24 protein-coding genes are annotated in these 25,501 nt (G+C 44.8%); all 24 read left to right on the top strand.

Annotated elements, in window-relative coordinates; genetic code table 11:
- Positions 1-15 precede the first annotated feature (15 nt).
- Positions 16-666, top strand: a complete 651-nt coding sequence (locus tag GPK88_RS09800) for an HAD family hydrolase (RefSeq protein ID WP_252197741.1) — start codon at positions 16-18, stop codon at positions 664-666.
- Positions 667-770: 104 nt separating this feature from the next.
- The gene (locus GPK88_RS09795; RefSeq protein ID WP_215707750.1) at positions 771-1,850 is read left to right on the top strand and encodes a tetratricopeptide repeat-containing glycosyltransferase family 2 protein; all 1,080 of its coding nucleotides are present in this window, start codon (positions 771-773) and stop codon (positions 1,848-1,850) included.
- Between the two features lie 122 nt (positions 1,851-1,972).
- Positions 1,973-2,479: a collagen-like protein gene (locus tag GPK88_RS19770; protein ID WP_215707749.1), complete on the top strand. Its 507-nt coding sequence runs from the start codon at positions 1,973-1,975 to the stop codon at positions 2,477-2,479.
- A 126-nt stretch (positions 2,480-2,605) separates the two neighbouring features.
- Positions 2,606-3,988 carry an MATE family efflux transporter gene (locus GPK88_RS09785; RefSeq protein WP_334297579.1) on the top strand — a complete coding sequence of 461 codons (1,383 nt, stop codon included), beginning with the start codon at positions 2,606-2,608 and terminating at the stop codon, positions 3,986-3,988.
- 140 nt (positions 3,989-4,128) lie between these two features.
- Complete coding sequence (gene fliB, locus GPK88_RS09780) at positions 4,129-5,265, top strand: flagellin lysine-N-methylase (protein ID WP_173762309.1); 1,137 nt, start codon at positions 4,129-4,131, stop codon at positions 5,263-5,265.
- A gap of 139 nt (positions 5,266-5,404) precedes the next feature.
- Entirely contained in the window at positions 5,405-5,887 is a 483-nt protein-coding gene (locus tag GPK88_RS09775) for a LeuD/DmdB family oxidoreductase small subunit (RefSeq protein ID WP_021978214.1), read from the top strand.
- A 3-nt stretch (positions 5,888-5,890) separates the two neighbouring features.
- Positions 5,891-7,141, top strand: a complete 1,251-nt coding sequence (locus GPK88_RS09770) for a 3-isopropylmalate dehydratase large subunit (RefSeq protein WP_118071372.1) — start codon at positions 5,891-5,893, stop codon at positions 7,139-7,141.
- Between the two features lie 44 nt (positions 7,142-7,185).
- Positions 7,186-7,677: a LeuD/DmdB family oxidoreductase small subunit gene (locus GPK88_RS09765; protein WP_021653000.1), complete on the top strand. Its 492-nt coding sequence runs from the start codon at positions 7,186-7,188 to the stop codon at positions 7,675-7,677.
- A 19-nt stretch (positions 7,678-7,696) separates the two neighbouring features.
- Positions 7,697-8,941, top strand: a complete 1,245-nt coding sequence (locus GPK88_RS09760) for a 3-isopropylmalate dehydratase large subunit (protein ID WP_021652999.1) — start codon at positions 7,697-7,699, stop codon at positions 8,939-8,941.
- 216 nt (positions 8,942-9,157) lie between these two features.
- On the top strand, positions 9,158-10,597 hold the full coding sequence (locus tag GPK88_RS09755) for a L,D-transpeptidase family protein (protein WP_173771373.1): 1,440 nt from the start codon (positions 9,158-9,160) through the stop codon (positions 10,595-10,597).
- A gap of 434 nt (positions 10,598-11,031) precedes the next feature.
- Entirely contained in the window at positions 11,032-11,826 is a 795-nt protein-coding gene (locus tag GPK88_RS09750; RefSeq protein ID WP_118515708.1) for a CoB--CoM heterodisulfide reductase iron-sulfur subunit B family protein, read from the top strand.
- Complete coding sequence (locus GPK88_RS09745) at positions 11,823-12,212, top strand: 4Fe-4S dicluster domain-containing protein (RefSeq protein ID WP_015524685.1); 390 nt, start codon at positions 11,823-11,825, stop codon at positions 12,210-12,212. Before GPK88_RS09750 ends, GPK88_RS09745 begins: the two co-directional genes overlap by 4 nt.
- Before the next feature lie 4 nt (positions 12,213-12,216).
- Positions 12,217-14,205 carry a CoB--CoM heterodisulfide reductase iron-sulfur subunit A family protein gene (locus GPK88_RS09740; protein WP_059085575.1) on the top strand — a complete coding sequence of 663 codons (1,989 nt, stop codon included), beginning with the start codon at positions 12,217-12,219 and terminating at the stop codon, positions 14,203-14,205.
- Entirely contained in the window at positions 14,196-14,639 is a 444-nt protein-coding gene (locus GPK88_RS09735) for a hydrogenase iron-sulfur subunit (protein WP_015524686.1), read from the top strand. The genes GPK88_RS09740 and GPK88_RS09735 overlap by 10 nt, the downstream gene beginning before the upstream one ends.
- Positions 14,627-15,601: a 4Fe-4S dicluster domain-containing protein gene (locus tag GPK88_RS09730; RefSeq protein ID WP_015524687.1), complete on the top strand. Its 975-nt coding sequence runs from the start codon at positions 14,627-14,629 to the stop codon at positions 15,599-15,601. The genes GPK88_RS09735 and GPK88_RS09730 overlap by 13 nt, the downstream gene beginning before the upstream one ends.
- Positions 15,602-15,604: 3 nt before the next feature.
- Complete coding sequence (locus GPK88_RS09725) at positions 15,605-16,642, top strand: 4Fe-4S dicluster domain-containing protein (RefSeq protein WP_173771371.1); 1,038 nt, start codon at positions 15,605-15,607, stop codon at positions 16,640-16,642.
- Positions 16,635-17,489, top strand: a complete 855-nt coding sequence (locus GPK88_RS09720) for an FAD/NAD(P)-binding protein (protein WP_114002622.1) — start codon at positions 16,635-16,637, stop codon at positions 17,487-17,489. Before GPK88_RS09725 ends, GPK88_RS09720 begins: the two co-directional genes overlap by 8 nt.
- 182 nt (positions 17,490-17,671) lie before the next feature.
- On the top strand, positions 17,672-18,349 hold the full coding sequence (locus GPK88_RS09715; RefSeq protein ID WP_118071417.1) for a 2Fe-2S iron-sulfur cluster-binding protein: 678 nt from the start codon (positions 17,672-17,674) through the stop codon (positions 18,347-18,349).
- A gap of 13 nt (positions 18,350-18,362) precedes the next feature.
- Complete coding sequence (locus GPK88_RS09710) at positions 18,363-19,973, top strand: FAD-dependent oxidoreductase (protein WP_022426050.1); 1,611 nt, start codon at positions 18,363-18,365, stop codon at positions 19,971-19,973.
- Positions 19,974-20,028: 55 nt separating this feature from the next.
- Positions 20,029-20,871 (top strand): fumarate hydratase, encoded by an 843-nt coding sequence (locus GPK88_RS09705; protein ID WP_021652988.1) that lies wholly within the window; start codon positions 20,029-20,031, stop codon positions 20,869-20,871.
- 1 nt (position 20,872) lies between these two features.
- Positions 20,873-21,436, top strand: coding sequence for a Fe-S-containing hydro-lyase (locus GPK88_RS09700; RefSeq protein WP_022426051.1), 564 nt, complete (start codon positions 20,873-20,875; stop codon positions 21,434-21,436).
- A 249-nt stretch (positions 21,437-21,685) separates the two neighbouring features.
- The gene (locus GPK88_RS09695) at positions 21,686-22,738 is read left to right on the top strand and encodes a Fic family protein (protein ID WP_173762306.1); all 1,053 of its coding nucleotides are present in this window, start codon (positions 21,686-21,688) and stop codon (positions 22,736-22,738) included.
- Between the two features lie 17 nt (positions 22,739-22,755).
- The gene (locus tag GPK88_RS09690) at positions 22,756-24,258 is read left to right on the top strand and encodes a class I SAM-dependent DNA methyltransferase (RefSeq protein WP_173762305.1); all 1,503 of its coding nucleotides are present in this window, start codon (positions 22,756-22,758) and stop codon (positions 24,256-24,258) included.
- Between the two features lie 48 nt (positions 24,259-24,306).
- Positions 24,307-25,485 carry a restriction endonuclease subunit S gene (locus GPK88_RS09685; protein ID WP_173762304.1) on the top strand — a complete coding sequence of 393 codons (1,179 nt, stop codon included), beginning with the start codon at positions 24,307-24,309 and terminating at the stop codon, positions 25,483-25,485.
- Positions 25,486-25,501 lie beyond the last annotated feature (16 nt).

Genomic DNA, 25,501 nt, shown 5'->3' with positions numbered 1-25,501 from the left:
AAGACAGGAAAATAAATGATGACAAAAACGATCATATTTGATTATGATGGAACGATCCATCATACCCTTGGAATCTATGAACCGGCATTTCGTGAAACCTATCAGTGGCTGACAGAACAGAAGGCTGCAGAAGAACGGGAGATAGGCTCGGCGGAAATTGCCGGCTGGCTGGGATTTAACAGTAAGGAGATGTGGAATACATTTTTGCCGGAGCTGGATCAGAGCTATAAAGAGCAGGCAAGCAGGATGGTAGGAGACCTGATGGTCAGACAGATCAGGAAACATAAGGCTGTGTGGTATCCGGGAGCAGAGGAGATGCTTACAGCTTTGAAGAACCGGGGATATCATCTTGTGATCTTAAGTAACTGTAAAGCTTCCTATCGTGAGGCGCACTGGAAGGAATTTGGGATGGAACGATGGTTCGATCATTTTTATGACTGCGAATCGTATGGATTCCGTCCAAAGACAGAGATTGTGCAGGAAATCATTCGGGAATATACAGGTCCTTATCTGGTGGTCGGAGACAGGAGGCAGGATCTGGAATGTGCCAGAGCCTGCAAAAGCCCATTTATAGGATGCCTGTATGGATATGGTGAGAGAGGGGAGCTGAACGGGGCAGATCATCTTGCAGAACATATAGAGGATATACCACAGTTGGTGATATGAGGATGAGCTCAGCTTTATCCGAAAGCAGAAGCTGTACACTGACAGAAGGTATAGGACTGATGGGAATGGCATAAATATTATAAAAATCCGAAGGATCCTGAAATATGATTTCCCTCAGTCTCTGTATGATCGTAAAAAATGAAGAAGCAGTTCTTGAGAGAATCTTGAAGCCGGTTTCTCAGGTAATGGATGCGATCCTGATCGCAGATACCGGTTCTTCAGACAGAACAAAAGAGATTGCGGAGCAGTATACGTCGCTGGTGTATGATTTTCCCTGGTGTGACGATTTTTCTGCTCCGCGTAATTTTCTTCTGGAAAAAGTCCGCACCGATTACTGGATGTGGATGGATGCGGATGATGTCCTGAATGAAGAAAATCTGGAAAAACTGAAGAGTCTTAAAGAAGCTCTGGATCCCGGAACAGATGTTGTAATGATGGAATATGCGGCAGGGTTTGACCAGAGCGGGAGAACAACATTTTCTTATTTTCGGGAGCGGATAATGAAAACATCCAGAAATTTCAGATGGAATGGGGCAGTTCATGAAACTGTGATTCCGGAGGGAAACATCATCTATTCAGATGTGGTGATCCGGCACCGGAAATGTGGAAAAGGTGATCCGGACCGTAATCTCCGCATTTATGAAAAAATGCTGGCAGGAGGAGAAAAGCTGGAACCCAGACATCAGCTTTATTATGGGAGAGAACTGTATTATCATCAGCGATATCCGGAGGCAGAGGCTGTGTTGGTGGAGTTCCTGAAAAATCCGTCCGGATGGCTGGAAAATAAGATCGATGCCTGTTTTGTACTTGGACAGTGCTACCGGAAAATGGGAGAGAAAAAGTCCGCACTGGAAGCTTTTTTGTACAGTCTGACTATGGATGTGCCGAGGGCGGAAATCTGCTGTGAGGTCGGTAAGATCTTTCTGGAAAGAGAGCTGCCCAGACAGGCTGCCTACTGGTACGGGCAGGCGCTTACTGTGCCTGTAGATAAGAAAAAGGGTGGATTTTTTATGGCTGAGTATCATGGGTTTGTGCCATATATGCAGCTTTGCGTTTGTTATGATAAAATGGGATGCCCGGAGCAGGCATTCTTTTTTCATAAGAAAGCAATGGAGCTGAAGCCGGAAGATTCGGGAGTATTGTATGACCAGAAATATTTCCGGGAAAAATATGGTCTGACATAAAAAGAAAGACATATTTATTATATTTTCCTGGCAGGGTACAGGCTTGCGGGGATCCTATGCACAGGTAAAAGCTGTTGTCATATACTGTAGGGAAAGTTATTTTCCTATGAGGTGATCGAAGAATGCTGTTCAGGCATCGAAAACGTAAGGAAATGGAAATGCAGCAGGACAGTCATGAGGATTTGTCCTGTATGTCCTGTTATGGAAATCATAGTTCCTGTGGATGTGACAGATGTGGAACAAGAGGCTGCCCAGGCCCTGTGGGACCTACAGGACCAACCGGCCCCAGAGGCTGTCCGGGAGTCCCTGGTCCTATGGGCCCTCAGGGGCCGCAGGGGGAACCGGGAATACAGGGATATACGGGAGCCACTGGTCCGGCTGGAACAACGGGAGCCACCGGTCCGGTGGGAGCAACAGGTCCGGCTGGTGCAATCGGAGCCACTGGCCCAGCGGGAGCAATCGGCCCAACAGGAGCCACTGGTCCAGCAGGAGCAGCGGGAGCCACCGGTCCTGCCGGAACAGTAACTCCGGCAGCTGCTGTGGGAAATGCAACAAGCGTAGATGATATTGTGGAGGATTTTAATGCACTTCTTGCAAACCTTCGTGATGCAGGACTCCTGGAAAGATAGTGAAATGATAAACACACGTTACTGTGCGGCTGCGTATTTTATGCAGCCGCTGCATATTCTCCATGAAAATATTTCATTGTAGCTTTTCGACGAAAGGTGCTATAATATTTTTATGTAAGTATGATTATGGGGGATGAAATCGTGAAAAAAAACAAGTATGAGATCGATATGTGCAATGGGTCGATCATGGACAAGCTGATCTCGTTTTCACTGCCGCTGATGCTGTCCGGTATCCTGCAGCTGATGTTCAATGCAGTGGATATCGTGGTAGTGGGACGTTTCAGCGGAAGTGAGGCACTGGCGGCAGTAGGCTCCACTACCGCACTGATCAATGTGTTTACCAACCTTTTTATCGGGATCTCTCTTGGTGCCAATGTGCTGGCAGCCAGATTTTATGCTGCCGGTAAGGATGAAGAAATGTCAGAAACAGTACATACATCGATCTTACTGGCTCTGGTCAGCGGGGTCATCATGGCATTTCTGGGAGTGCTCTTTGCCAGGATCTGCCTGGAACTGATGGATACACCGGACGATGTGATCGATCTTTCTACTCTTTATATGCGTATTTATTTCCTGGGAATGCCGTTTTTTATGCTGTATAACTATGGTGCGGCGATCCTGCGTGCTGTGGGAGATACCAAGCGGCCGCTGGTCTTTCTGATCATTTCCGGCTGTGCCAATGCGCTTTTGAATCTGTTTTTCGTGATCGTGTGTCATTTAAGCGTGGCCGGTGTGGGAATCGGAACGGTGATCTCTCAGCTGATCTCCTGCATTCTTGTCCTTCGGTGTCTGTATCAGACAGAGGGAAGCTATCAGCTGCGTTTTTCAAAACTGTCCATAAAGGGAGAGTACCTGAAGCAGATCTTCCAGGTGGGACTGCCTGCCGGGATCCAGAGTACAGTGATCAATTTTTCCAATGTACTTCTTCAGTCTTCTGTAAACTCCTTTGGTTCCATTGCTATGGCAGGATATACAGCAGCCAATAATATTTTTGGATTTCTGTATGTGTCCGTGAATTCGGTTACCCAGGCATGTATGAGTTTTACCAGCCAGAATTACGGTGTTCGGAAACCGAAACGTATGGACCGGGTGCTGGTGGATTGTCTGATCCTGTCCTTTGTGGTGTCCTTTGCCATGGGATGTGGAGCATATTTCTTTGGCCCGCAGCTTCTGAAAATCTATACGGAAGATCCGGAGGTTATCCAGTGCGGAATGGAGATCCTTGCCTATACCACAGTTACTTATTTCCTCTGCGGACAGATGGATCTGTTTCCGGGAGCACTGCGTGGAATGGGACGCTCCGGTGTGCCGATGATCCTGTCTATTATCGGAACGGTCGGCCTTCGAATTGTGTGGATCTTCGGAATTTTCCCGGCTCACAGATCACTGAAAGTACTGTTTATTTCTTATCCGGCATCATGGATCCTTACGATCATCATGCAGGTGACCTGTTTCTGGTTTGTAAGGCGGAAGGTGCACAGACAACTTTTGGGAGAGAATGCAGAATAAAAACGAATACACAGAATATCAGAGAAAGCGGATAGAATTCCGCTTTTCTGTGTTTATGGGGAAAAATAAAACATGTCAGCTCATGTCCATTTTGCAAACAGGAGACATTGGAGCTGAAAAATAAAGAATATGGAGGAAACATGGAATTATTAAAACCTGATTATTACGACGAATTTACCTGTATTGCAGACAAATGCACCATCAGCTGCTGCAGGGAATGGAAGATCAACATAGATGATGAAACCTACAGAAACTGGAAAACCATCCAGCCGCCGTCAGAGGTGCCCGGACACAGAAGCTGCCTGCAGGCCTATACCATGAAAAAGGACGGCAGCCGGATCATGAAGATGACGGAAGAGCACGACTGTCCTTTCCTGGCAAAGAACAGACTGTGCTATCTGGTAAGTGCTTATGGGGATTCGATGCTTTCAGAGACCTGCCAGATTTTTCCAAGGGAGATCCATGAATTTCAGGATCATAAGGAAGCGACCATGATGCCCTGTTGCCCGGCTGTCCTGGACATCTGGAAGGAGAAGAAAAGAATCGCTTTTCCGGAAACTCCAAAAGAAAAGGAACAGCCGCTTTTTCTTGTGCGCCGGAAGGTTATGGATCTTATAATGGATACTGAAAAAACACCGGAGGAAACCCTTCTTGAAAGTTTTTATGTTCTGAAGGAACTTCACCGGAACACGCCGCTTACCACAGAGCTTGTGGAAGATTATTTTTCAGAGAAGACAATTCACCAGCTGGAAAGAGCTATCAGCGAGATAGACCTGCCTGTTCTGGATACTATGGACGAATGCAATGAACTTTTGCAGGACCTGGCTGTAAATTACCGGAAAGAGGGACTTTACCGGAAGTATCTGGAGCCGGTGACGGAGTTGGCGGAGGAATTATCGGAAGAGTATGAGGAAGAGGAAATGACGGAAGCCTGGGAGGATTTTTACCGGGAACTTCGTGCATATGAAAATCTTCTCCGAAGCTTTCTTACCAACGAAGTATATTCGGATCTTCTGACATCAGAAGGAGATCTGGAAGATGCCCTGGTTCATATGCAGTGGATCGGTATGGAATATGCCACCATTCGCCAGGCTGTTTTTCTCCGGTGGCAGAAAGAGGGACGGGGATCTCTTCCCTACGAAACACTCCGGGATTATATGGTAGTGATCTCCAGAATGACCGGATATGAGGAAGACGATATCCGGGAATATCTTGAGAACAGTTTTGAAGAGCTTCTGTGGGAGTGGGGATATTTTGCGCTGATCACAGGGAAATGACTTTATAACCTAAAGTTATATTAAGTATTAAAAATATACATTTTAATTATATGACGTTTTGTGTTAGAATATAGGACGAAAAGGGTAACAGAGGAATGTTGACCCGGAAATGGATAACAATCAGAAAGGAACTTGTTTTATGGATAAGGGAACAATTTTTAAATTTCATAATGACCTCGATACCGATCAGATCATTGCATCCCAGTACCTGCTTCTGCCGAATCTGGATGAGATGAAGAGTCACACATTTGAGTCACTGGATCCGGATTTTTCCAAGAAGGTGAAACCGGGAGATTTTGTAGTGGGAGGAGAGAACTTCGGATGCGGATCTTCCAGAGAACAGGCACCGGGCGTTCTTAAGGCACTTGGAGTAAAGGCAGTCATTGCGAAATCTTTTGCCCGTATTTTCTTCCGCAATGCCATCAATATCGGACTTCCGGCAATTGTCTGTAAGGACCTCCCGGATGATGTGAAGACCGGAGATACCATGGAGCTTCATATGTCCGAGGGAACAGCGGTTGCCAACGGAAAGACTTATTCCTGCACAAAACTGCCGGAATACATGCAGAATATACTGAATCAGGGAGGACTTATCGCTTCTCTGAACCGTGAGGAGGAATAAGAGATGGGAATGACGATCGCAGAAAAAATCATCGCGGCAGCAGCCGGTGTGGACAGCGTAAAACCTGGAGATATCTATACGGTCCAGCTGGATCATCTGATGAGCAATGACGGAACCACACATCTGACTGTTGACATGTACAACAACAAATTAAAAAATCCACATATCGCAGATACAAAGAAACTGGTATTTATCGTAGACCACAATGTACCGTCTGACAGCCCGAAAACAGCAGCATCCCAGAAAAAAATGAGAGATTTTGCAAGAGAGAACAACATTGATTTCTGGGAAGGAAAAGGCGTGTGTCATCAGATCATGATCGAGAATTATGTCCGTCCGGGACAGCTGATCTTTGGTGCAGACAGCCATACCTGTTCTTATGGAGCACTTGGCGCTTTCGGTACCGGTGTAGGATGTACAGACTTTCTTTATGGAATGGTAACCGGAACTTCCTGGGTTATGGTACCGGAAACTGTGAAATTCAACCTGACAGGGAAACTTCCTGAGGGTGTTTATGCAAGAGATCTAATCCTTACCATTATCGGAGAGATCGGAGCAAACGGATGTAATTATCAGGCAATGGAGTTTACCGGCGAAGGCGCCAAAACATTAAGCATCAGCGACCGTATGGCTCTCTGCAACATGGCTGTTGAGGCCGGTGCGAAGACTGGAATCTTTGAGGCAGATGACAAGGCTCTGGAATATCTGAAAGAGCATGGCCGTGAACCAAAAGCTGTATATCACAGCGATCCGGATGCTGTTTACGCAAGAGAGTACACCTTCGATCTTTCCAAAGTACGCCCGGTTGTAGCGAAACCGGACTTCGTTGACAATGTAGTTCCGGCTGAGGAAACCTGCGGCATCAAGATCAACGAGGCATTTCTTGGCTCCTGTAACAACGGCCGTATTGAAGACCTCCGTGTAGGCGCAGAGGTGATCAAGGGTAAAAAAGTTGCAGAAGGCGTTCGTTTCCTGGTCGTTCCTGCAAGCCAGACCATCTACCGCCAGGCATTAAAAGAAGGCCTGATCGATATCTTCATGGAAGCAGGCGCTATTGTGATGAACCCGAACTGCAGTGTATGCTGGGGAAGCTGCCAGGGTGTGATCGGTGAGAACGAGGTTCTTATCAGCACCGGAACACGTAACTTCAAGGGACGTGCCGGACATCCGAGCTCCAAGGTTTATCTGGGATCTGCGGCAACGGTTACCGCATCTGCCATTGCAGGTGAGATCGCAACTGCAGACAGAGTATAAAAACCTCAGAAAAGATATTCAGGAATAAACAGGAGAATATACATATGGAAGCATTTACAGGAAAAGTGTGGGTACTGGGCGATGATATTGACACCGATATCATCATTCCGACCGAGTATCTGGCGCTGAAAACCATTGACGATATGAAACAGTACGGATTCAGTCCCCTTCGCCCGGAGCTGGCAGGACAGATCCAGAAAGGTGACATTATTGTAGCAGGAAAGAACTTCGGCTGCGGTTCCTCCAGAGAGCAGGCACCGGAGATCATTAAAGCACTGGGCGTACAGTGTGTTATTGCGAAATCTTTTGCCCGGATCTTTTTCCGCAACTCCATCAACAACGGCCTTCTTCTTATCGAACAGCCGGATCTTCACGACAATGTGAAAGAGGGAGATGAAGTTACAGTTGTGATGAACGAGCATGTAGACCATAACGGAAAACAGTACCCGATTGCTTCTCTTCCGGAGAATCTGATGGATATTATTCAGGCTGGCGGACTTGTAAAAGCCATGCGTAAACTGAACGGTCTGGACTAAGACGGAAAGGAGAGAAATAATGGGTGAGACGATCATTGAGAAAATTATCAGACATAACACAGGCAAAGCAGTAAAGCCTGGCGATATCGTGACGGTCAATGTTGACAGAGTGATGATCCATGATATCTTTATTCCGTTTGTAGCGGACAAATTCGAGGAGATGGGCTTTCAGAAACTCTGGGATCCGGACAAAGTTGTTCTGATCTATGACCATCTTGTACCTGCAAGCCAGCAGGACGACACCAGACATTTCCATGTGGGAGATGCTTTTGCAGCCAAATATGGTATGAAAAACGTGCACAGAAGTGACGGTATCTGCCACCAGTTGATGACAGAGGCCGGTTACGTAAAACCTGGCAATATCGTATTTGGTACAGATAGCCACACTACCACTTACGGATGTGTCGGTGCATTTTCTTCCGGTATCGGATATACAGAGATGGCCAGCATCCTGGGAACAGGAACCATGTGGATCAAAGTTCCGGAAACCATTAAAGTTGTGATCGACGGAGAACTTCCGGAGAATGTGATGTCCAAGGATATCATCCTCCGCCTGATTGGCGACCTTCGTGCAGATGGTGCGACTTATCGTGCACTGGAATTTTCCGGAAGCACCATTGAGAACATGTCTGTGGCAAGTCGTATGACCATGGCAAACATGGCGATCGAGGCAGGTGCAAAATGTGCACTTTTCACACCGGATGAGAAGACTGCTGCTTACTGTGAGACAGAGCTTGATGAGTTCCAGAAGAGTCTTGTAGGCGATGAGGATGCCGTTTATATGAAGACCATGACTTATAAGGCAGAGGATTTTGTACCGGTTATGGCTTGTCCGTCACAGGTGGACAAGATCCGTGATGTCAGCGAGCTTCAGGGTGAGACCATCGATCAGGTATTTATCGGTTCCTGTACAAACGGACGTCTGGAAGATCTGATGGCAGCAGCAGAAGTCCTGAAGGGCAAAAAAGTTGCAGACTTTGTAAAACTGATCGTAACTCCTGCAAGCCGCAAGATCTACCGTCAGGCCATTGAACTTGGTATTCTGGATACGCTTGCTGAGGCAGGTGCCATCATCACACATCCGGGATGCGGACTTTGCTGTGGAAGAACCGGCGGAATCCTGACAGACGGGGAGAAGGTTGTGGCAACCAACAACCGTAATTTCCTGGGACGTATGGGAACTTCCAAGGTTCAGATCTATCTGGCATCTCCGAAAACTGCAGCAGCCTGTGCGATCGCAGGTAAGATCGTAATGCCGGAATAAGCAGCAGAAGATCCGTTCGAAAATACTGCTGACAGAAACATAAAAAAGAAACGTATGAAAGGACAGATTTTCGCGAGGAGCGGCAGTCTGTCTTTTTTACCGGTTCAGGCGGATCCTGGATAAATCATTTTTACAGAAGAGGGGGATTCGTTGTATTATAATAACAGCCAATGTGACAACATAACATATAATACATAAGACTCGAGGGATAAGGGTATGGAGAAAAAATTAACCATCAGTAAAAAGACACTGAAGATCATACTTGGGATCTGTATTGCCGCAGCAATCCTGGCTGTGGCCGGGTTATTTGGCTACACATACATGGCAGATCACAACACACTGGGCCGGAAAATTTCCGTGTGGGGAGTGGAGGTTTCCAGGCTGGACGCAAAGCAGGCAGAAGAAAAAATTGCTGCGGAATTTGAAAACCGGCCGGTATCTTTTCAGGAAAATGACAAGGAGGTTTACAGCACGACGCTCAAAGATCTGGGGTACAGCCTCAATGAGGAAGATCTTCTGAATAAGCTTACAGACCTTCAGAAACAGAGAGAAGAGAACCGGAAGATTTTTCCAAAGGAAGAAAACGTAAATCTGGAATGCCAGATCGAGGAAGATGAAGAGCAGGAAAAACAGGCTCTGGATCTTTCCAATTTCGGAACGGAAGAAAGAAAATCTTCCACCGATGCATCCATTCAGTACAATGAGGAGAAAAAAGAATTCATCCTTGTGAAACAGGTACAGGGCACGGAGATTGATCCGGATAAACTGGAGACCACCGTGGACACAAATCTGAATGCGGCATTTGATACAGCTCTTCTTGGAGATACAATCACAATCCCGTTGAACAAACATGTATATATCAGCCCGGCAGTGACAGCAACAGAAGATATGGAAAATAAAGTTACAAGTCTGAACAGTCAGCTGAAAAAATACCGGAGTACTACAGTTACATACACATTTGGAAGTGAAACGGTTGTGCTGGATGCAGACACCATCAGTTCCTGGCTGAAAGTGGAAGGTGAGACCCTGACTCTGGATGAAGATGCCATCAAAACCTATATCAGCGATCTTGCCAACAAATACAATACCATTTATGTTCCCCGTACTTTCCATACCTCAACGGGAACGGACGTGACCATTGAGGGGAATGAGTATGGATACCGGATCGACCAGGACGGAGAGTACGCACAGCTTGTGGAAGATCTGAAAAGTGGTACTGCAGTTACCCGTGATCCCGTTTACAGCAAAACCGGTTATCAGAGAAACGGAACTGACGATCTTGCAGGCAGCTACATAGAAGTCAGCCTGGATGCCCAGCATCTGTGGCTTTATAAAGATGGAAACCTTGTGACAGAAACGGATATTGTCAGCGGAAAACCGGTGAAGGGCCGGGAAACATACCGTGGTGCATGGCCCATTGCCTATAAGGCAAGTCCTTTTAATCTGACCAGCGCGGAATATGGATATGATGTAAAGGTCAATTACTGGATGCCTTTTGTCTACGGACAGGGCCTTCATGATGCTTCCTGGCAGTCTTCTTTTGGGGGAAACCGGTATAAGACCAACGGAAGCCACGGATGTATCAACCTGCCAAAGGATCAGGCGGCACTGATCTATGAGACGATTGATGCGGGATACCCGATCATTATTTACTGATTGAAAAAGAAAACAGTCACCTGGTCTAAAGCCGGGTAATCTGGCCGGATGAGTCAGATAGACTGAGATTATATTAAAAAAGCTTCGGAGAAATCCGGAGCTTTTTTATGCCACAGGAAATTACAACACCGTGTCAGTAATGAGAAGAATTTTTAAAAGTGTGTTAAAAAAAACACAAGAAATTACTGGAAATGACTTGTAGAAATAAGAATATCGTGTTATGATGGTTTAAGAAATCGAGCTAATACACTTCTTAATTGCGGAGGAAGAGTGTTTTACCTCTTTTATTTGAGCACTTTTAAGAAAAAATCTCAAGTAAGTGTTAGTCAGGTTTCCTTTTTTTATGTATATATTGTTAAAAAATAAACAATATTTAGATAAAAAAGATGCATTTAAACCGTCAGATTTTAGACTAAGAAAGGATAATGAAAAGTATGAAGTACAGTTATTATCCGGGTTGCACCCTGAGAACAAAGGCCAAAGATCTGGATGAGTATGCCAGAGCCAGTGCCGCAGCCCTTGGGTTTGAGCTTGAGGAGATCGAGGACTGGCAGTGTTGTGGTGGTGTTTATCCGCTTGGCACAGACGAGATCGCAACAAAGCTTTCTTCCGTCCGTGCGTTAAACCAGGCAAAAGAAAAAGGCCAGGATCTGGTGACGATCTGTTCAGCCTGTCATCATGTGATCAAGCGTGTCAATGATGATATGAAAAATGTGGAAGATATCCGGACCAGAGCCAACAATTATATGCAGTTGGAAGCTCCCTATGAAGGAGAGACAACCGTTCTCCATTATCTGGAGGTTCTCCGGGACAGAGTCGGTTTTGATAAACTGAAAGAAAAAGTAGTAAATCCTTTTACCGGAAAGAAGATCGGAGCCTATTACGGATGTCTGCTTCTGAGACCTGGAAAGATCATGGCATTTGATGATCCGGAAAATCCAAGGATCATGGAGGATTTTATCCGTGCCCTTGGCGCTGAGCCTGTGATCTATCCTTACAGAAATGAATGCTGTGGAGGATATATATCCCTGAAAGAAAAAGAAATGTCACAGAATATGTGTGAAAAGATCGAAGAAAGTGCAGCCGGATTTGGCGCAGATATGCTGATCACTGCCTGTCCACTGTGCAAATATAATCTGAATAAAAATGCCGGAAACAGACTGCCGGTTTACTATTTTACAGAGCTTCTGGCAGAAGCCCTTGGCGTCAAAGAGGAGGTGGCAAAATGAGAGATAACCATTCTGCTGCGGAAAAAATAAAGGAGATCAGCGGGACCAATCCTCTGAAATGTATGAAGTGTGGCAAATGCTCTGCTACCTGCCCATCCTTTGACGAGATGGATATCAAGCCTCATCAGTTTGTGTCCTACGTGATCAATGAAAATATCGAAGCACTTGTAAATTCAGCATCCCTGTGGAAATGTCTTTCCTGTTTTGCCTGTGTGGAGCGCTGTCCGCGAGACGTAAAACCCGGAAAGATCATTGACGGGGCAAGACAGCTGGTTGTCCGGGAAAAAGGCGGAGACTATCTTTCACCAAATGAAATTCCGGAGCTTCTTGATCCGGAGCTTCCTCAGCAGCTGCTTGTAAGTGCGTTCAGAAGATACAGGAGGTGAGAAAGTGCAGAGAATCGGTGTATTTGTCTGTCATTGCGGAAGTAATATTGCCGCTACGGTAGACGTGAAAAAGGTTGTGGAGATCATTGCAAAAGAGCCAGGAGTTGTCCATGCAGAAGATTATCAGTATATGTGTTCTGAAGCAGGACAGTCCAGGATCCAGGAAGCCATCCGTGAAAAAAATCTCACAGGAGTGGTTGTCTGTTCCTGTTCTCCGCGTATGCATGAGGCTACATTCCGCAAAGCGGCGGAAAAGGCCGGCCTGAATCCATATATGGTGGAGATCGCAAACATTCGTGAGCATTGTTCCTGGATCCACAAGGATATGCAGGAGGCTACGGAGAAGGCAGTGATCCTTGCAAGAGCAGCAGTAGCAAAGGTAAATTTAAACGCTCCTCTTCAGCCGGGAGAAAGCCAGGTTACAAAGAGAGCCCTGATCATCGGAGGCGGTATCGCCGGAATCCAGACGGCTCTTGATATTGCCGATGCAGGCTATGAAGTTGATATTGTGGAAAAAACGCCAAGTATCGGCGGAAGAATGTCACAGCTTGACAAAACCTTCCCTACTCTGGACTGTTCCGCATGTATCCTTACCCCGAAAATGGTAGAGGCTGCAGCTCATGAAAAGATCAATATTTATACATACAGTGAAGTAGAAAAAGTTGCAGGTTTTGTAGGAGATTTTACTGTTGATATCCGCAAAAAAGCGCGAAGTGTCAACATGGACAAATGTACAGGCTGTGGAGTCTGCCAGGAAAAATGTCCTTCCAAAAAGATCCCAAATGAGTTCAACAGAGGGTTGAACAACCGGTCAGCTATTTATACTCCGTTTGCACAGGCGATTCCAAATGTTCCTGTGATCGACAGAGAGCATTGCCTGAAATTTAAGACAGGCAAATGTGGTGTCTGCTCCAAAGTATGTCAGGCAGGAGCCATTGATTACGATCAGCAGGATGAGATCGTAACACAGAAATACGGAGCAATCGTGGTGGCAACCGGATTTGATACCATCAAGCTTGACAAATATGATGAATACGCATACAGCCAGAGCAAGGATGTGATCACATCTCTGGAGCTGGAGCGTATCATGAATGCTGCAGGACCTACAAAAGGACATCTTGAGCGCCTTTCCGATGGAAAAGCACCGAAGGAGATCGTATTTATCCAGTGTGTTGGAAGCCGTTGCTCCGATGACCGTGGAAAGCCATACTGTTCCAAGATCTGCTGTATGTACACAGCTAAGCATGCCATGCTGATCCGTGATAAATATCCGGATACCAATGTGACGGTATTTTATATTGATGTCCGTACACCTGGTAAAAACTTCGATGAGTTTTACAGAAGAGCAGTTGAGCAGTATAACGTAAACTACATCAAAGGTCAGGTAGGAAAAGTAATTCCGCAGCCGGATGGAACACTTCTTGTTCAGGGCTCGGATCTTCTTGATAATAAGCAGATCTTCAAGAAAGCAGATATGGTAGTTCTTGCAACAGCCATTGAACCGAATCCGGATGTACGTAAGATCGCTACCATGCTTACTGCAAGTATTGACACCAACAATTTCCTTACAGAAGCCCATGCAAAGCTTCGTCCTGTAGAATCACCGACAGCAGGAATTTTCCTTTCCGGTGTATGCCAGGGACCAAAGGATATCCCGGAGACAGTTGCCCAGGCAGGAGCTGCGGCTGTAAAGGCCATAGGGCTTCTTGCAAAGGATAAGCTGACCACCAATCCATGTACGGCAAAATCCGACGAGCTTCTCTGTAACGGATGCTCTACCTGTGCAAATGTATGTCCTTACGGAGCGATTTCCTATGAGGAGAAACAGGTCAACGATCACGGTATCCGTGAGACAAGAAGAGTTGCGGTTGTCAATACAGCACTTTGCCAGGGCTGCGGTGCCTGCACAGTAGCCTGCCCGTCAGGAGCCATGGACCTTCAGGGCTTCTCCAACAGACAGATTATCGCGGAGGTGGATGCAATATGTCGATAGAAACAAAGGAAGAATTCAGACCAAAGATCGTGGCATTCTGCTGTAACTGGTGTAGTTACGCCGGAGCAGACCTTGCAGGAAGCAGCCGTTTGAGCTATCCGGCGGATGTAAAGATCATCCGTGTTCCATGTTCCTGCCGTGTCAATCCCATGTTCATCCTCCGTGCCTTTGAAAAAGGAGCCGATGGTGTGATCATGTGCGGATGCCATCCGGGAGACTGTCATTACAGTACCGGAAACTATTATGCAAGAAGACGTATGACCCTTCTGTTTTCAATGCTGGATTATATTGGTGTGGAAAACGGAAGAACACGTGTGGAATGGGTATCTGCCGCAGAGGGCGTGAAATTTTCACAGACTATGAATGAGTTTGTTGAGAAGATCCATTCACTTGGTAAAAACGTGAGATTGGAGGATATAAGATGCAGGAGCTGATAAAACGTGCAAAAGAACTGCTTGCAGATGGCACGGTAGTCCGGGTTCTTGGGTGGAAAGCCGGAGATCTTGCCTTTAATCCGGAACCAGCCTATTTTGAAACACCGGAATCTCTGGAGGATTTTGTCTATGATGGATTCTGCGGTGCCAATTTAAGCAAATATATGATCGAAGCTTCCAAGCTGGAAGGAAAAACCATGGTCTGTCTGAAGCCCTGCGATACATATAGCTTTAACCAGCTTTTGAAAGAGCATCGTGTAGACAGAGAAAAAGCCTATATCGTAGGTGTTGGCTGTAAAGGAAAGCTGGATATTGAAAAGATTCGCAAAATGGGGATCAAGGGTATCCGGGGAATTTCCGGAGCAGAGATTACCGGAGATGCAGAGACATTGACTGTGGATACTGTTTACGGAGAAAAAACCTGTGCATACAAAGATGCCATGCTGGAACGCTGCCATGTATGTAAAGGAAAAGAGCATAAAATTTACGATGAACTGATCGGTGAGTCAAAGGAGACAAAGGACGCTGACCGTTTCGCAGAAGTTGAGCGGATCGAGGCGATGAGTCCGGAAGAAAAATTTGCATTCTGGCAGAGCGAGCTGAGTAAATGTATCCGCTGTAATGCCTGTCGTAATGTATGTCCGGCCTGCAGCTGCCGCAAATGCGTTTTTGACAGCAACAAATTCGACAGCGCCCAGAAGGCAAATGTGGATTCCTTTGAGGAAAAAATGTTCCATGTGATCCGTGCCTTCCATGTAGCCGGAAGATGTACGGACTGTGGTGAGTGCAGCAGAGTCTGCCCGCAGGGAATTCCCCTTCATCTGTTTAACCGTAAGTTTATCAAGGATATTGATGCGTTTTACGGTGAGTATCAGGCAGGCGAGGATGCGGAGTCAAAGGGTCCGCTTACCAGCTTTACCTTTGAGGATGTAGAGCCAGGGATCGTGGCAGAAAGGGGATAATGTATGTATAAGATCGCAGTAGAAAATCTGCCGGCATTATTCCGGAAAATTGCCGCAGACCAGGAATTATATTTACCGGTAAAGGTAAGTGAGCAGGTGAACTTCAAGGCATGGAGCGAGGATGCAGAAGTTTCCCTTGAAACACTGAAAACCGTGAAATCACCGAAGGATGCTTTTTTTCCACAGAGTGAAAATCTCTATACCTGTAAAAAAGATGGGAAAAATATCAGCATTGAACCTCAGGCGCTGAAAGACCAGAATTTTGTCGTATTCGGAATGAGAGCCTGTGATGTACAGGGTGTGAAGGTTCTCGACAATGTGTTCCTTGGGGATCCGGTGGATACTTTTTACCAGGCAAGAAGAGAACATGGAACTATCGTAGCTCTTGCCTGTCATGAACCGGAGGAAAGCTGTTTCTGTAAAGTATTTGGCATTGATGCCGCAGATCCGGAAGCAGATGTTGCAGCCTGGATCATCGAGGGAGAGCTTTTCTGGAAGCCTCTCACAGAAAAGGGAAATGCTCTGACAGAAGCTGTGAAGGAGCTTTTGGCAGATGCTGATGAGACAAAGGTAGAAGAGGAGAAGAAGGCGATCCGTGATATTATCGAGCTTCTTCCATATACACATCTTTCACTGGAAGGATGGGCGCAGGAAGAATACATGGACCGTTTCAATTCTCCTGTATGGGAGAAACTGTACAAGCCTTGTCTTGCCTGCGGAACCTGTACCTTCGTATGTCCGACCTGTCAGTGCTATGACATTAAGGATTACGACACAGGGCACGGTGTTCACCGTTACCGCTGCTGGGATTCCTGCATGTACTCTGATTTTACCATGATGGCTCACGGAAACAACCGTACCAGCCAGATGCAGAGATTCCGTCAGAGATTTATGCATAAGCTTGTTTATTATCCGTTAAATAATGACGGCATGTTCTCCTGTGTTGGCTGCGGCCGCTGCGTGGAGAAATGTCCGGAATCTTTAAATATCGTAAAAGTTATCAAGGCCTTTGAAAAACAGGGAGGTGAAAAGAATGAGTGAATGTACCTGTCATAAAAATTATACACTGGATACGCTGATCCCCAAGGTTGGCGTGATCACAGATATCCGTCAGGAGACACCGGATGTAAAAACCTTCCGTGTGGAAGCTCCGGAGGGTGGAAAGCTTTTCGAGCATATGCCAGGACAGTGTGCCATGGTCTGTGCACCGGGAGTCAGTGAAGGTATGTTTTCCATTACTTCTTCTCCGACTGTAAAGGATTATCAGGAATTCAGCATCAAAAAATGCGGATCCCTTACCGATCATCTCCACAGCCTTCAGGTTGGAGATGAGATCGCAGTCCGCGGACCATACGGAAATCATTTTCCGGTGGAAGATAAGTTAAAGGGAAAAAATCTCCTGTTCATCGCAGGTGGAATCGGTCTGGCACCTCTCCGTTCCGTGATCAATTATGTGCTGGATAACCGTGAGGATTACGGAACAGTAGATATTCTCTATGGTTCCCGTTCCGCAGATGATCTGGTGCAGCTTAAGGAAATCCAGGAAGTATGGATGAAAACAGAAGGTGTAAATGTATATCTTACCATTGACCGCGAGCAGGAAGGCTGGGACGGTCATGTAGGATTTGTTCCGAATTATCTGAAGGAGATTGGTTTTGATACCAATAAGACCGCTCTGGTCTGCGGCCCGCCGATCATGATCAAATTCGTTCTGGCAGGACTGGAAGAGCTGGGCTTCTCCAGAGATCAGGTATATACCACACTGGAGCTTCGTATGAAATGCGGTGTCGGAAAATGCGGCCGCTGCAACATCGGAGACAAATACGTCTGCAAAGACGGCCCGGTATTTAGGTGTGATGAGGTTGATGAACTGCCTAATGAGTATTGATAAGCAATGAGCAGTGCACAGACGTTGATAAAAACAGATGCGTCATGCTTGCATGTAAGCAGCTGTTTTTATCGGCGGCTGTATAGGGCGAACGCCCTCAAGCGAGATGAAGCGAAGCGGAATCGAGCCTGGCACTGCGGTGTACGGTTTGAATAAGTAAAAGAAAGGACTGGTAATCTCAAATGGAAAATAATATGGTAAACGTATATTTTTTCGGTAAAAAATACAGCGTTCCCGGTGATCTGACCATTATGACAGCTATGGAATATGCCGGTTATACATTAAAAAGAGGATGCGGCTGCAGACACGGATTCTGCGGTGCCTGCGCGACCATCTACAGGATCAAGGGACAGAATGAGCTGAAAACCTGTCTCGCCTGTCAGACACAGGTGCAGGAGGGAATGTATGTGGCAAGTATCCCGTTCTTCCCTACAGACAAGAGACTTTATAATATAGAAGATCTTAAGCCGAACCAGCAGGTAATGATGGAGCTTTATCCGGAGATCTACAGCTGCATCGGATGCAATGCCTGCACAAAGGCCTGTACACAGGACTTAAATGTCATGCAGTATATTGCATATGCTCAGAGAGGCGAGCTTGAAAAATGTGCAGAGGAATCCTTTGACTGCGTAAGCTGCGGCTGCTGTTCCGTAAGATGTCCGGCAGGAATTTCCCATCCGATGGTAGGCCTTCTGGCAAGACGTCTCACCGGAAAATATATTGCGCCGAAAAGCGAGCATCTGGAGAAACGTGTGGAAGAGATCCACGAAGGTAAATTTGATGACATGATTGAGCAGATCATGCAGAAGCCGATCACAGAGATGCAGGAACTTTACAACAGCAGAGAAATCGAGAAGTAGGAGGGCGTAAAACATGTATGCACCATATCCAGAAAATATGATGGAATCCATCAAAAAGGTAGAGGCTACAAGAGCGGAGCGTATGGCAACAGAGCCAAGACGTCTGAGTGCAGATGAGAAAGATGCTCTTCTCAAAAAATTCCATCCGGATTATAACCCGGATGCATTTGCAGAGATCAAGGTAGGACCGAACAAGGGACAGAAAGCACCACTGGAACTGACAAAAATGCTCCATTCAGAAAGCCGTCTGCTCAACGAAAAAATCGATCTTACAAAAATCGATTATGATGTAGATGTACTGATCATCGGCGGTGGTGGAGCAGGATCTTCCTGTGCCATAGAGGCCCACAACGCAGGTGCCAACGTTATGATCGTTACAAAGCTCCGTATCGGTGATGCCAACACCATGATGGCAGAAGGCGGGATCCAGGCAGCAGATAAAGAAAATGATTCCCCGGTACAGCATTATCTGGACTGCTTTGGAGGCGGACATTTTGCCGCAAAACCGGAGCTTGTAAAAAGACTGGTAATGGAGGCGCCGGATGCGATCAAATGGCTCAACGACCTTGGTGTTGAGTTTGATAAAGCAGAAGACGGAACCATGGTCACTACACATGGCGGCGGTACCTCCAGAAAGAGAATGCATGCTGCAAAGGATTATTCCGGATCAGAGATCATGCGTACTATCCGTGATGAGGTCTTAAATCTTAAGATCCCGGTAGTGGAATTTACATCCGCTGTAGAACTTCTGAAGGATGAAAAAGGTCAGACTGCCGGTGCAGTCCTTCTCAACATGGAAACCGGAGACTATTCCGTTGCAAGAGCAAAAACAGTTGTAATTGCAACCGGTGGTGCAGGAAGAATGCATTATCAGGGATTCCCGACCTCCAATCACTACGGAGCAACTGCTGACGGACTCGTACTTGGATACAGAGCGGGCGCTTCCCTTCTTTACCAGGATTCTATCCAGTATCATCCAACAGGTGCGATCTATCCGTCACAGATCCTTGGTGCCCTGGTAACAGAGAAGGTTCGTTCCGTTGGTGCACAGCTTGTAAATGCAAACGGAGAAGCTTATATCCATCCGCTGGAAACCCGTGACGTAAATGCTTCCGGTGTTATCCGCGAGTGTGAGGAAGGCCGTGGCGTTGAAGTTCCAGGTGGACGAAAAGGTGTATGGCTGGATACTCCGATGATCGAGATCCTGGGCGGTGAGGGAACTATCGAAAAGAGGATCCCTGCCATGTTCCGTATGTACATGAATTACGGCATTGATATGAGAAAAGTCCCGATCGTGATTTACCCGACCCTTCATTATCAGAACGGCGGACTTGAGATCAACGGAGACGGCTTTACAAAAGAAATCCCGAACCTTCTGGTTGCAGGAGAGGCAGCAGGCGGAATCCACGGAAGAAACCGACTGATGGGCAACTCTCTTCTTGATGTAATTGTATTCGGACGAAATGCAGGTAAAAAAGCAGCTGCCAAATGCAAAGAGGTAGAGCTTGGAACTATGAATCTGGATCATATCAGAAAATATGAAGAGGAACTGAAAAATGCAGGAGTTGATACAGGAGACGTATCTCCTATGCTTCTGCCGAAATATGCCCGCCACGAACGTTAAGTTAAAAATATGTTATGATAATAAAAACATATGAGATAAGCGAAAGGAGTCTATTATGAGAGAAATCGAAGTAAGCAGACTTACAGAGGTTATCGAAAAACTCTGTATCGAAGCCAATGAACATCTCCCGGAAGATGTGAAGGATGCTATCAAAACCTGCCGTGCCTGCGAGGACGGCGAGATCGCAAAAGGTGTCCTTGATAACATTATCGAGAATTTTGATATTGCGGACAGTGAGAATGTTCCGATCTGTCAGGATACCGGAATGGCATGCGTATTCCTTGAAATTGGTCAGGATGTCCACTTTACAGGCGGAGATTTAAATGATGCCATCAATGAAGGTGTACGCCGCGGATACGATAAAGGTTACCTGAGAAAATCCGTTGTCAAGGATCCGGTACGCCGTGGAAACACAGGTGACAATACACCGGCTATGATCTATACAGAGATCGTTCCTGGAGATCAGGTGAAAGTAACTGTAGGACCAAAAGGCTTCGGAAGCGAGAATATGAGCCAGATCCGTATGTTCAAGCCATCTGCAGGCCTTCAGGGAATCAAGGATTTCATTCTTGAGGCTGTAGAAACTGCAGGTCCGAACCCATGTCCGCCTATGGTAGTTGGTGTTGGTATCGGAGGAACTTTTGACAAATGTGCACTTCTTGCAAAGAAAGCGCTGATGCGTCCTCTGAATACAGAGAACCCGGATCCTTACTATGCAGATCTTGAGAAAGAGATGCTGGAGAAGATCAACAAGCTTGGTATCGGACCTCAGGGCTTTGGCGGAAAGACCACAGCTATCGGTCTGAACATTGAGACTATGCCTACTCATATCGCTGGTATGCCATGTGCAGTTAACATCAACTGCCATGTAACACGTCATAAAACGGAGGTGCTTTAATATGGAAAGAAGAAAGATCACACTGCCTCTGACAAGAGAGCTGGCAAGAACTCTCCATGCAGGCGACCAGGTTTTATTGACAGGAACCATCTATACATCCCGTGATGCAGGTCACAAGAGAATGTGTGAGGCCCTTGCAAAAGGAGAAAAAATTCCTTTTGACCCTACAGATGCTACCATTTACTATGTAGGTCCGACTCCGGCAAAACCAGGCGAAGTCATCGGCTCCGCAGGCCCTACAACCAGCGGCCGTATGGATGCTTATGCACCGACCATGATGTCCGTAGGTGCCAGAGGAATGATCGGAAAAGGTGCCCGCCTTCCGGAAGTCGTAGATGCAATGAAAAAATATGACGGCGTATATTTCGGAGCCATCGGCGGTGCAGGTGCACTTCTTGCAAAATGCATCAAAAAAGCAGAGCTTATCGCTTACGAAGACCTTGGAGCAGAAGCACTCCGCAAGCTTTATGTGGAAGACATGCCGCTTGTAGTTATCATTGACAGCGAGGGAAATAATCTATACGAAGAGGGGCGTGCAGAGTACCTGAAAGACCACGCAGAATAATCTTTTGCTCTACAATATGATATTGTGATATATTTCAAAAAGGAATAAAAAGGATAAAAGTCCGACAGTAAATGCTGAAGATCCGTGCAGAAGCATTTATTGTTGGACTTTTTAATTTTATCATTTCACTTTCAATTTAATCATTCTTACGAAAATGATTAAATTAAAGTTGACAATGATAAAATTGATTTATATACTTGAAGTAAATAAAATCGAAAAAAGAGTGATAAAGAAGGTGATGGAAAATATATGAGACGGTTTGATTATCAGGAAAAGTGGAAAAGTCTGTTGACTCCTGAAATTGTATCTTATCTGACACAGATACATGAATTTAAGGGAGAACAAACTCTTTTTATTGAGGCCAAAGCAGATACTCTTACACAATTAGTTGAAATCGCTAAAATTCAAAGTACGGAAAGTTCCAACAAAATAGAAGGTATTTATACATCAGACATCAGATTGCGGGAATTGGTAAAAGACAAAACAAGGCCAAGGACAAGAAATGAACAGGAAATTGCCGGATACAGAGATGTATTGAATACAATTCATGAAAGCCATGACCATATCCCACCAAAGTCTGCGATTATTTTACAGCTTCACAGAGATTTGTATAAATTTGAAAGCTACAATATTGGAGGAAAATATAAAACTGCAGATAATGTCATTGAGGAAGAAGATTCTCAGGGAATAAAAAAAATACGGTTTAAACCAGTACCGGCCCGGGAAACACCGGAAGCAATGGAAGAACTATGCGGAGCATTTGAAGAGGCAATGGCAACAGGAGAAATAGATCCGCTTCTTTTGATTCCAATGTTTATTCTGGATTTCCTATGCATACATCCGTTTAATGATGGCAATGGAAGAATGAGCCGTTTACTTACACTGTTACTTTTGTACAGATCTGGCTATATTGTGGGAAAATATATCAGTATCGAGAGAATGATAGAAAATTCAAAGGAATTATACTATGAATGTTTAAGGGAAAGTTCTGAGAACTGGTATGAGAATAAGAATGATTATACACCATTTGTAAAATATATGCTTGGTGTTATCGTAGGAGCATACAGAGAGTTTTCTTCAAGAATAAAATTGCTGATAACGCAGAATATATCAAAACCGGAGCGAATAGAAGAGATTATAAAAAACACTCTGGGAACAATTACAAAAAAGGAAATTGCAGAAAAGTGTCCGGATATTAGTGTGGTAACGATACAGAGAACACTGGCAGAATTACTGACAGCAGAAAAAATTTTAAAAATCGGCGGCGGAAGGTATACGAAATATACCTGGAATAATGAGTAATAGATGGGAGATAAAAAATGATCACTGGTGAATTAAAAAACAAAATAGATGGTTTATGGGATATATTTGCGGCAGGAGGACTTGTCAATCCACTGGAAGTAATCGAACAGATTACATACCTGATGTTTATTCATGATCTGGATGATTCCGATAATATGCGTGCAAGAGAAAGTGCAATGCTTGGCTTGCCATTTCAGAGTATTTTTTTCGGAGAAGTAAAAATAGGTGAGAGAACAATTGACGGAAGTCAGCTGAAATGGTCCGTATTCCATGATTTTCCGGCAGACAGAATGTATATAATCATGCAGGAATGGGTGTTCCCGTTTATAAAAAATCTTCATAATGATAAAAACAGTGCATATTCCAAATATATGGACGATGCGATCTTTAAACTTCCGACACCACTCCTTTTATCCAAAGTGGTGGATTCTCTGGATGAAATTTACAAACTTATGAATGAAATCCAGACAGCAGATGTCAGAGGAGACGTATATGAATATCTCCTTTCTAAAATAGCCCAGTCCGGACGGAATGGACAGTTCCGTACACCAAGACATATTATCCGGATGATGGTTGAGATGATGGATCCGTCCAGTGATGAGATTATCTGTGATCCGGCATGTGGAACCTCCGGATTTCTGGTTGCAGCAGGAGAATATCTGAAAGAAAAAAGAAAAGAAGAAATTTTTTATGATAAGCAGAAAAAAGATCATTACATGAATCATATGTTCCATGGATACGATATGGACCGCACCATGCTTCGTATTGGAGCCATGAATATGATGACTCACGGAATAGAAAATCCTTATATTGAGTATCGGGATAGCTTATCTGATCAGAATGCAGATAAAGATCAGTATTCCCTTGTGCTGGCAAATCCTCCTTTTAAAGGAAGCCTGGATGCAGAGTCCGTTTCCGGAGATCTTCTTAAGGTTTGTAAGACAAAGAAAACAGAACTTTTATTTCTGGCTTTGTTTTTGAGGATTATGAAAATTGGAGGAAGATGCGCTTGTATTGTACCAGATGGTGTACTCTTTGGATCATCACGGGCGCATAAATCCATCCGTAAGGAAATTGTTGAAAATCAGAGACTGGAAGCTGTAATATCTATGCCTTCCGGTGTATTTAAACCCTATGCAGGAGTATCCACAGCAATCCTTATTTTTACAAAAACAGAACACGGCGGAACTGATCAGGTATGGTTCTACGATATGGAAGCAGACGGATTCAGCCTGGACGATAAACGTACTCCTGTCACAGAGAATGACATTCCGGATATTGTAGAGCGTTTTAAAAACCTTGATAAAGAAGCAGAACGGAAACGAACAGACCAGTCATTTATGGTACCGAAAAAAGATATTGTAGAAAATGACTATGATCTCAGTATTAATAAATATAAAGAAATCGAATACACTCCGGTGGAATATCCGCCAACATCAGAAATCATGGCCAATATCCGGGAATTGGAGCTGGAGATTGGAAAAGAAATGGATGAGTTGGAGAGGTTGTTGGGATTATAGAAGAAAGGATGGCAGATTCGAAAATTCGGGTTTGTAGGGATGATGTAGATGGCAAAAGTAATTGATATAATAGGAAAAGTTTTATCTGGTGAATGGGGAACTGACGATGAAACTGGTGACGGAATCCCAGTACTTAGAACAACCAATTTTACCAATGAGGGCGTGGTAAATTACAATGATGTAGTTACTAGAATGATTACTAAGAAAAATATTGAGGAGAAGTACTTACGCAAAGGAGATATTCTTATTGAGAAGTCTGGTGGAAGTGTTAAGTTTCCCGTAGGCAGGGTTATATATTTTGACGGTGAAGATAATACATATCTTTTTAACAATTTTACAGGATTACTTCGAGTGAAAGACCGAGAAATATGGTATCCGAGATATGTATTTTATTCGCTGTTTGCAAATTATAAGCGTGGTGGTACAAGAGCATTTGAGAATAAAACCACGGGACTCCATAATTTGAAAATTGATGATTATGTATCACGATATGAAGTTGCAGAAATTGGTTTGACAGAACAGGTTTTAATTTGTGATAAACTTGACAAATTGTATGAAATTATAAAGTTAAGAGAGCAGGAATTGCAGTTATTAGACGACCTCATCAAAGCCCGATTTGTCGAGATGTTTGGGGATCCAGTTTCTAATCCTTATGGATATGATAAGATTGCACTTTCTGATTTGGCAGATATTAAGATTGGACCTTTTGGTTCGCTACTACATAAGGAAGATTATATTGATGGTGGACATCCGTTACTAAATCCTTCGCATATTGTTGATGGTAAGGTTTCTCCAGATGATAAACTTACAATTTCTGATGAAAAATATGAAGAATTATCAGCGTATCAGTTAAAAACTGGGGATGTTGTAATGGGTAGAAGAGGTGAAATGGGTAGATGCGCAGTTGTTCCTGAAGATGGATTCTTGTGTGGAACAGGAAGCATGCTTATCAGAACTAAAGGGGAAGTTACTGCTGATTATATTCAAAAAATAATATCGTTTCCATCATTTAAGAAAACTATAGAAGATATGGCTGTAGGACAAACAATGCCCAATCTTAATGTTCCAATAGTATCTGGCTTTCAAATAATTAAGCCACCGATGGAAGTACAAGATAGATATTATGCGTTTGCAGAACAAGTCAACAAATCAAAAGTTAAAGTACAAAAAGCACTGGATGAAACACGAAAGTTATTCGATAGTCTGATGCAACAATACTTTGGCTAGAAAGGGGAGAAGCTGA

Source organism: Blautia sp. MCC269 (assembly GCF_018785655.1).
Taxonomy (GTDB): Bacteria; Bacillota; Clostridia; order Lachnospirales; family Lachnospiraceae; genus Blautia_A.
The sequence above is the reverse complement of the archived record's forward strand: the minus strand, read 5'-3'. Positions and strand labels throughout refer to the sequence as shown.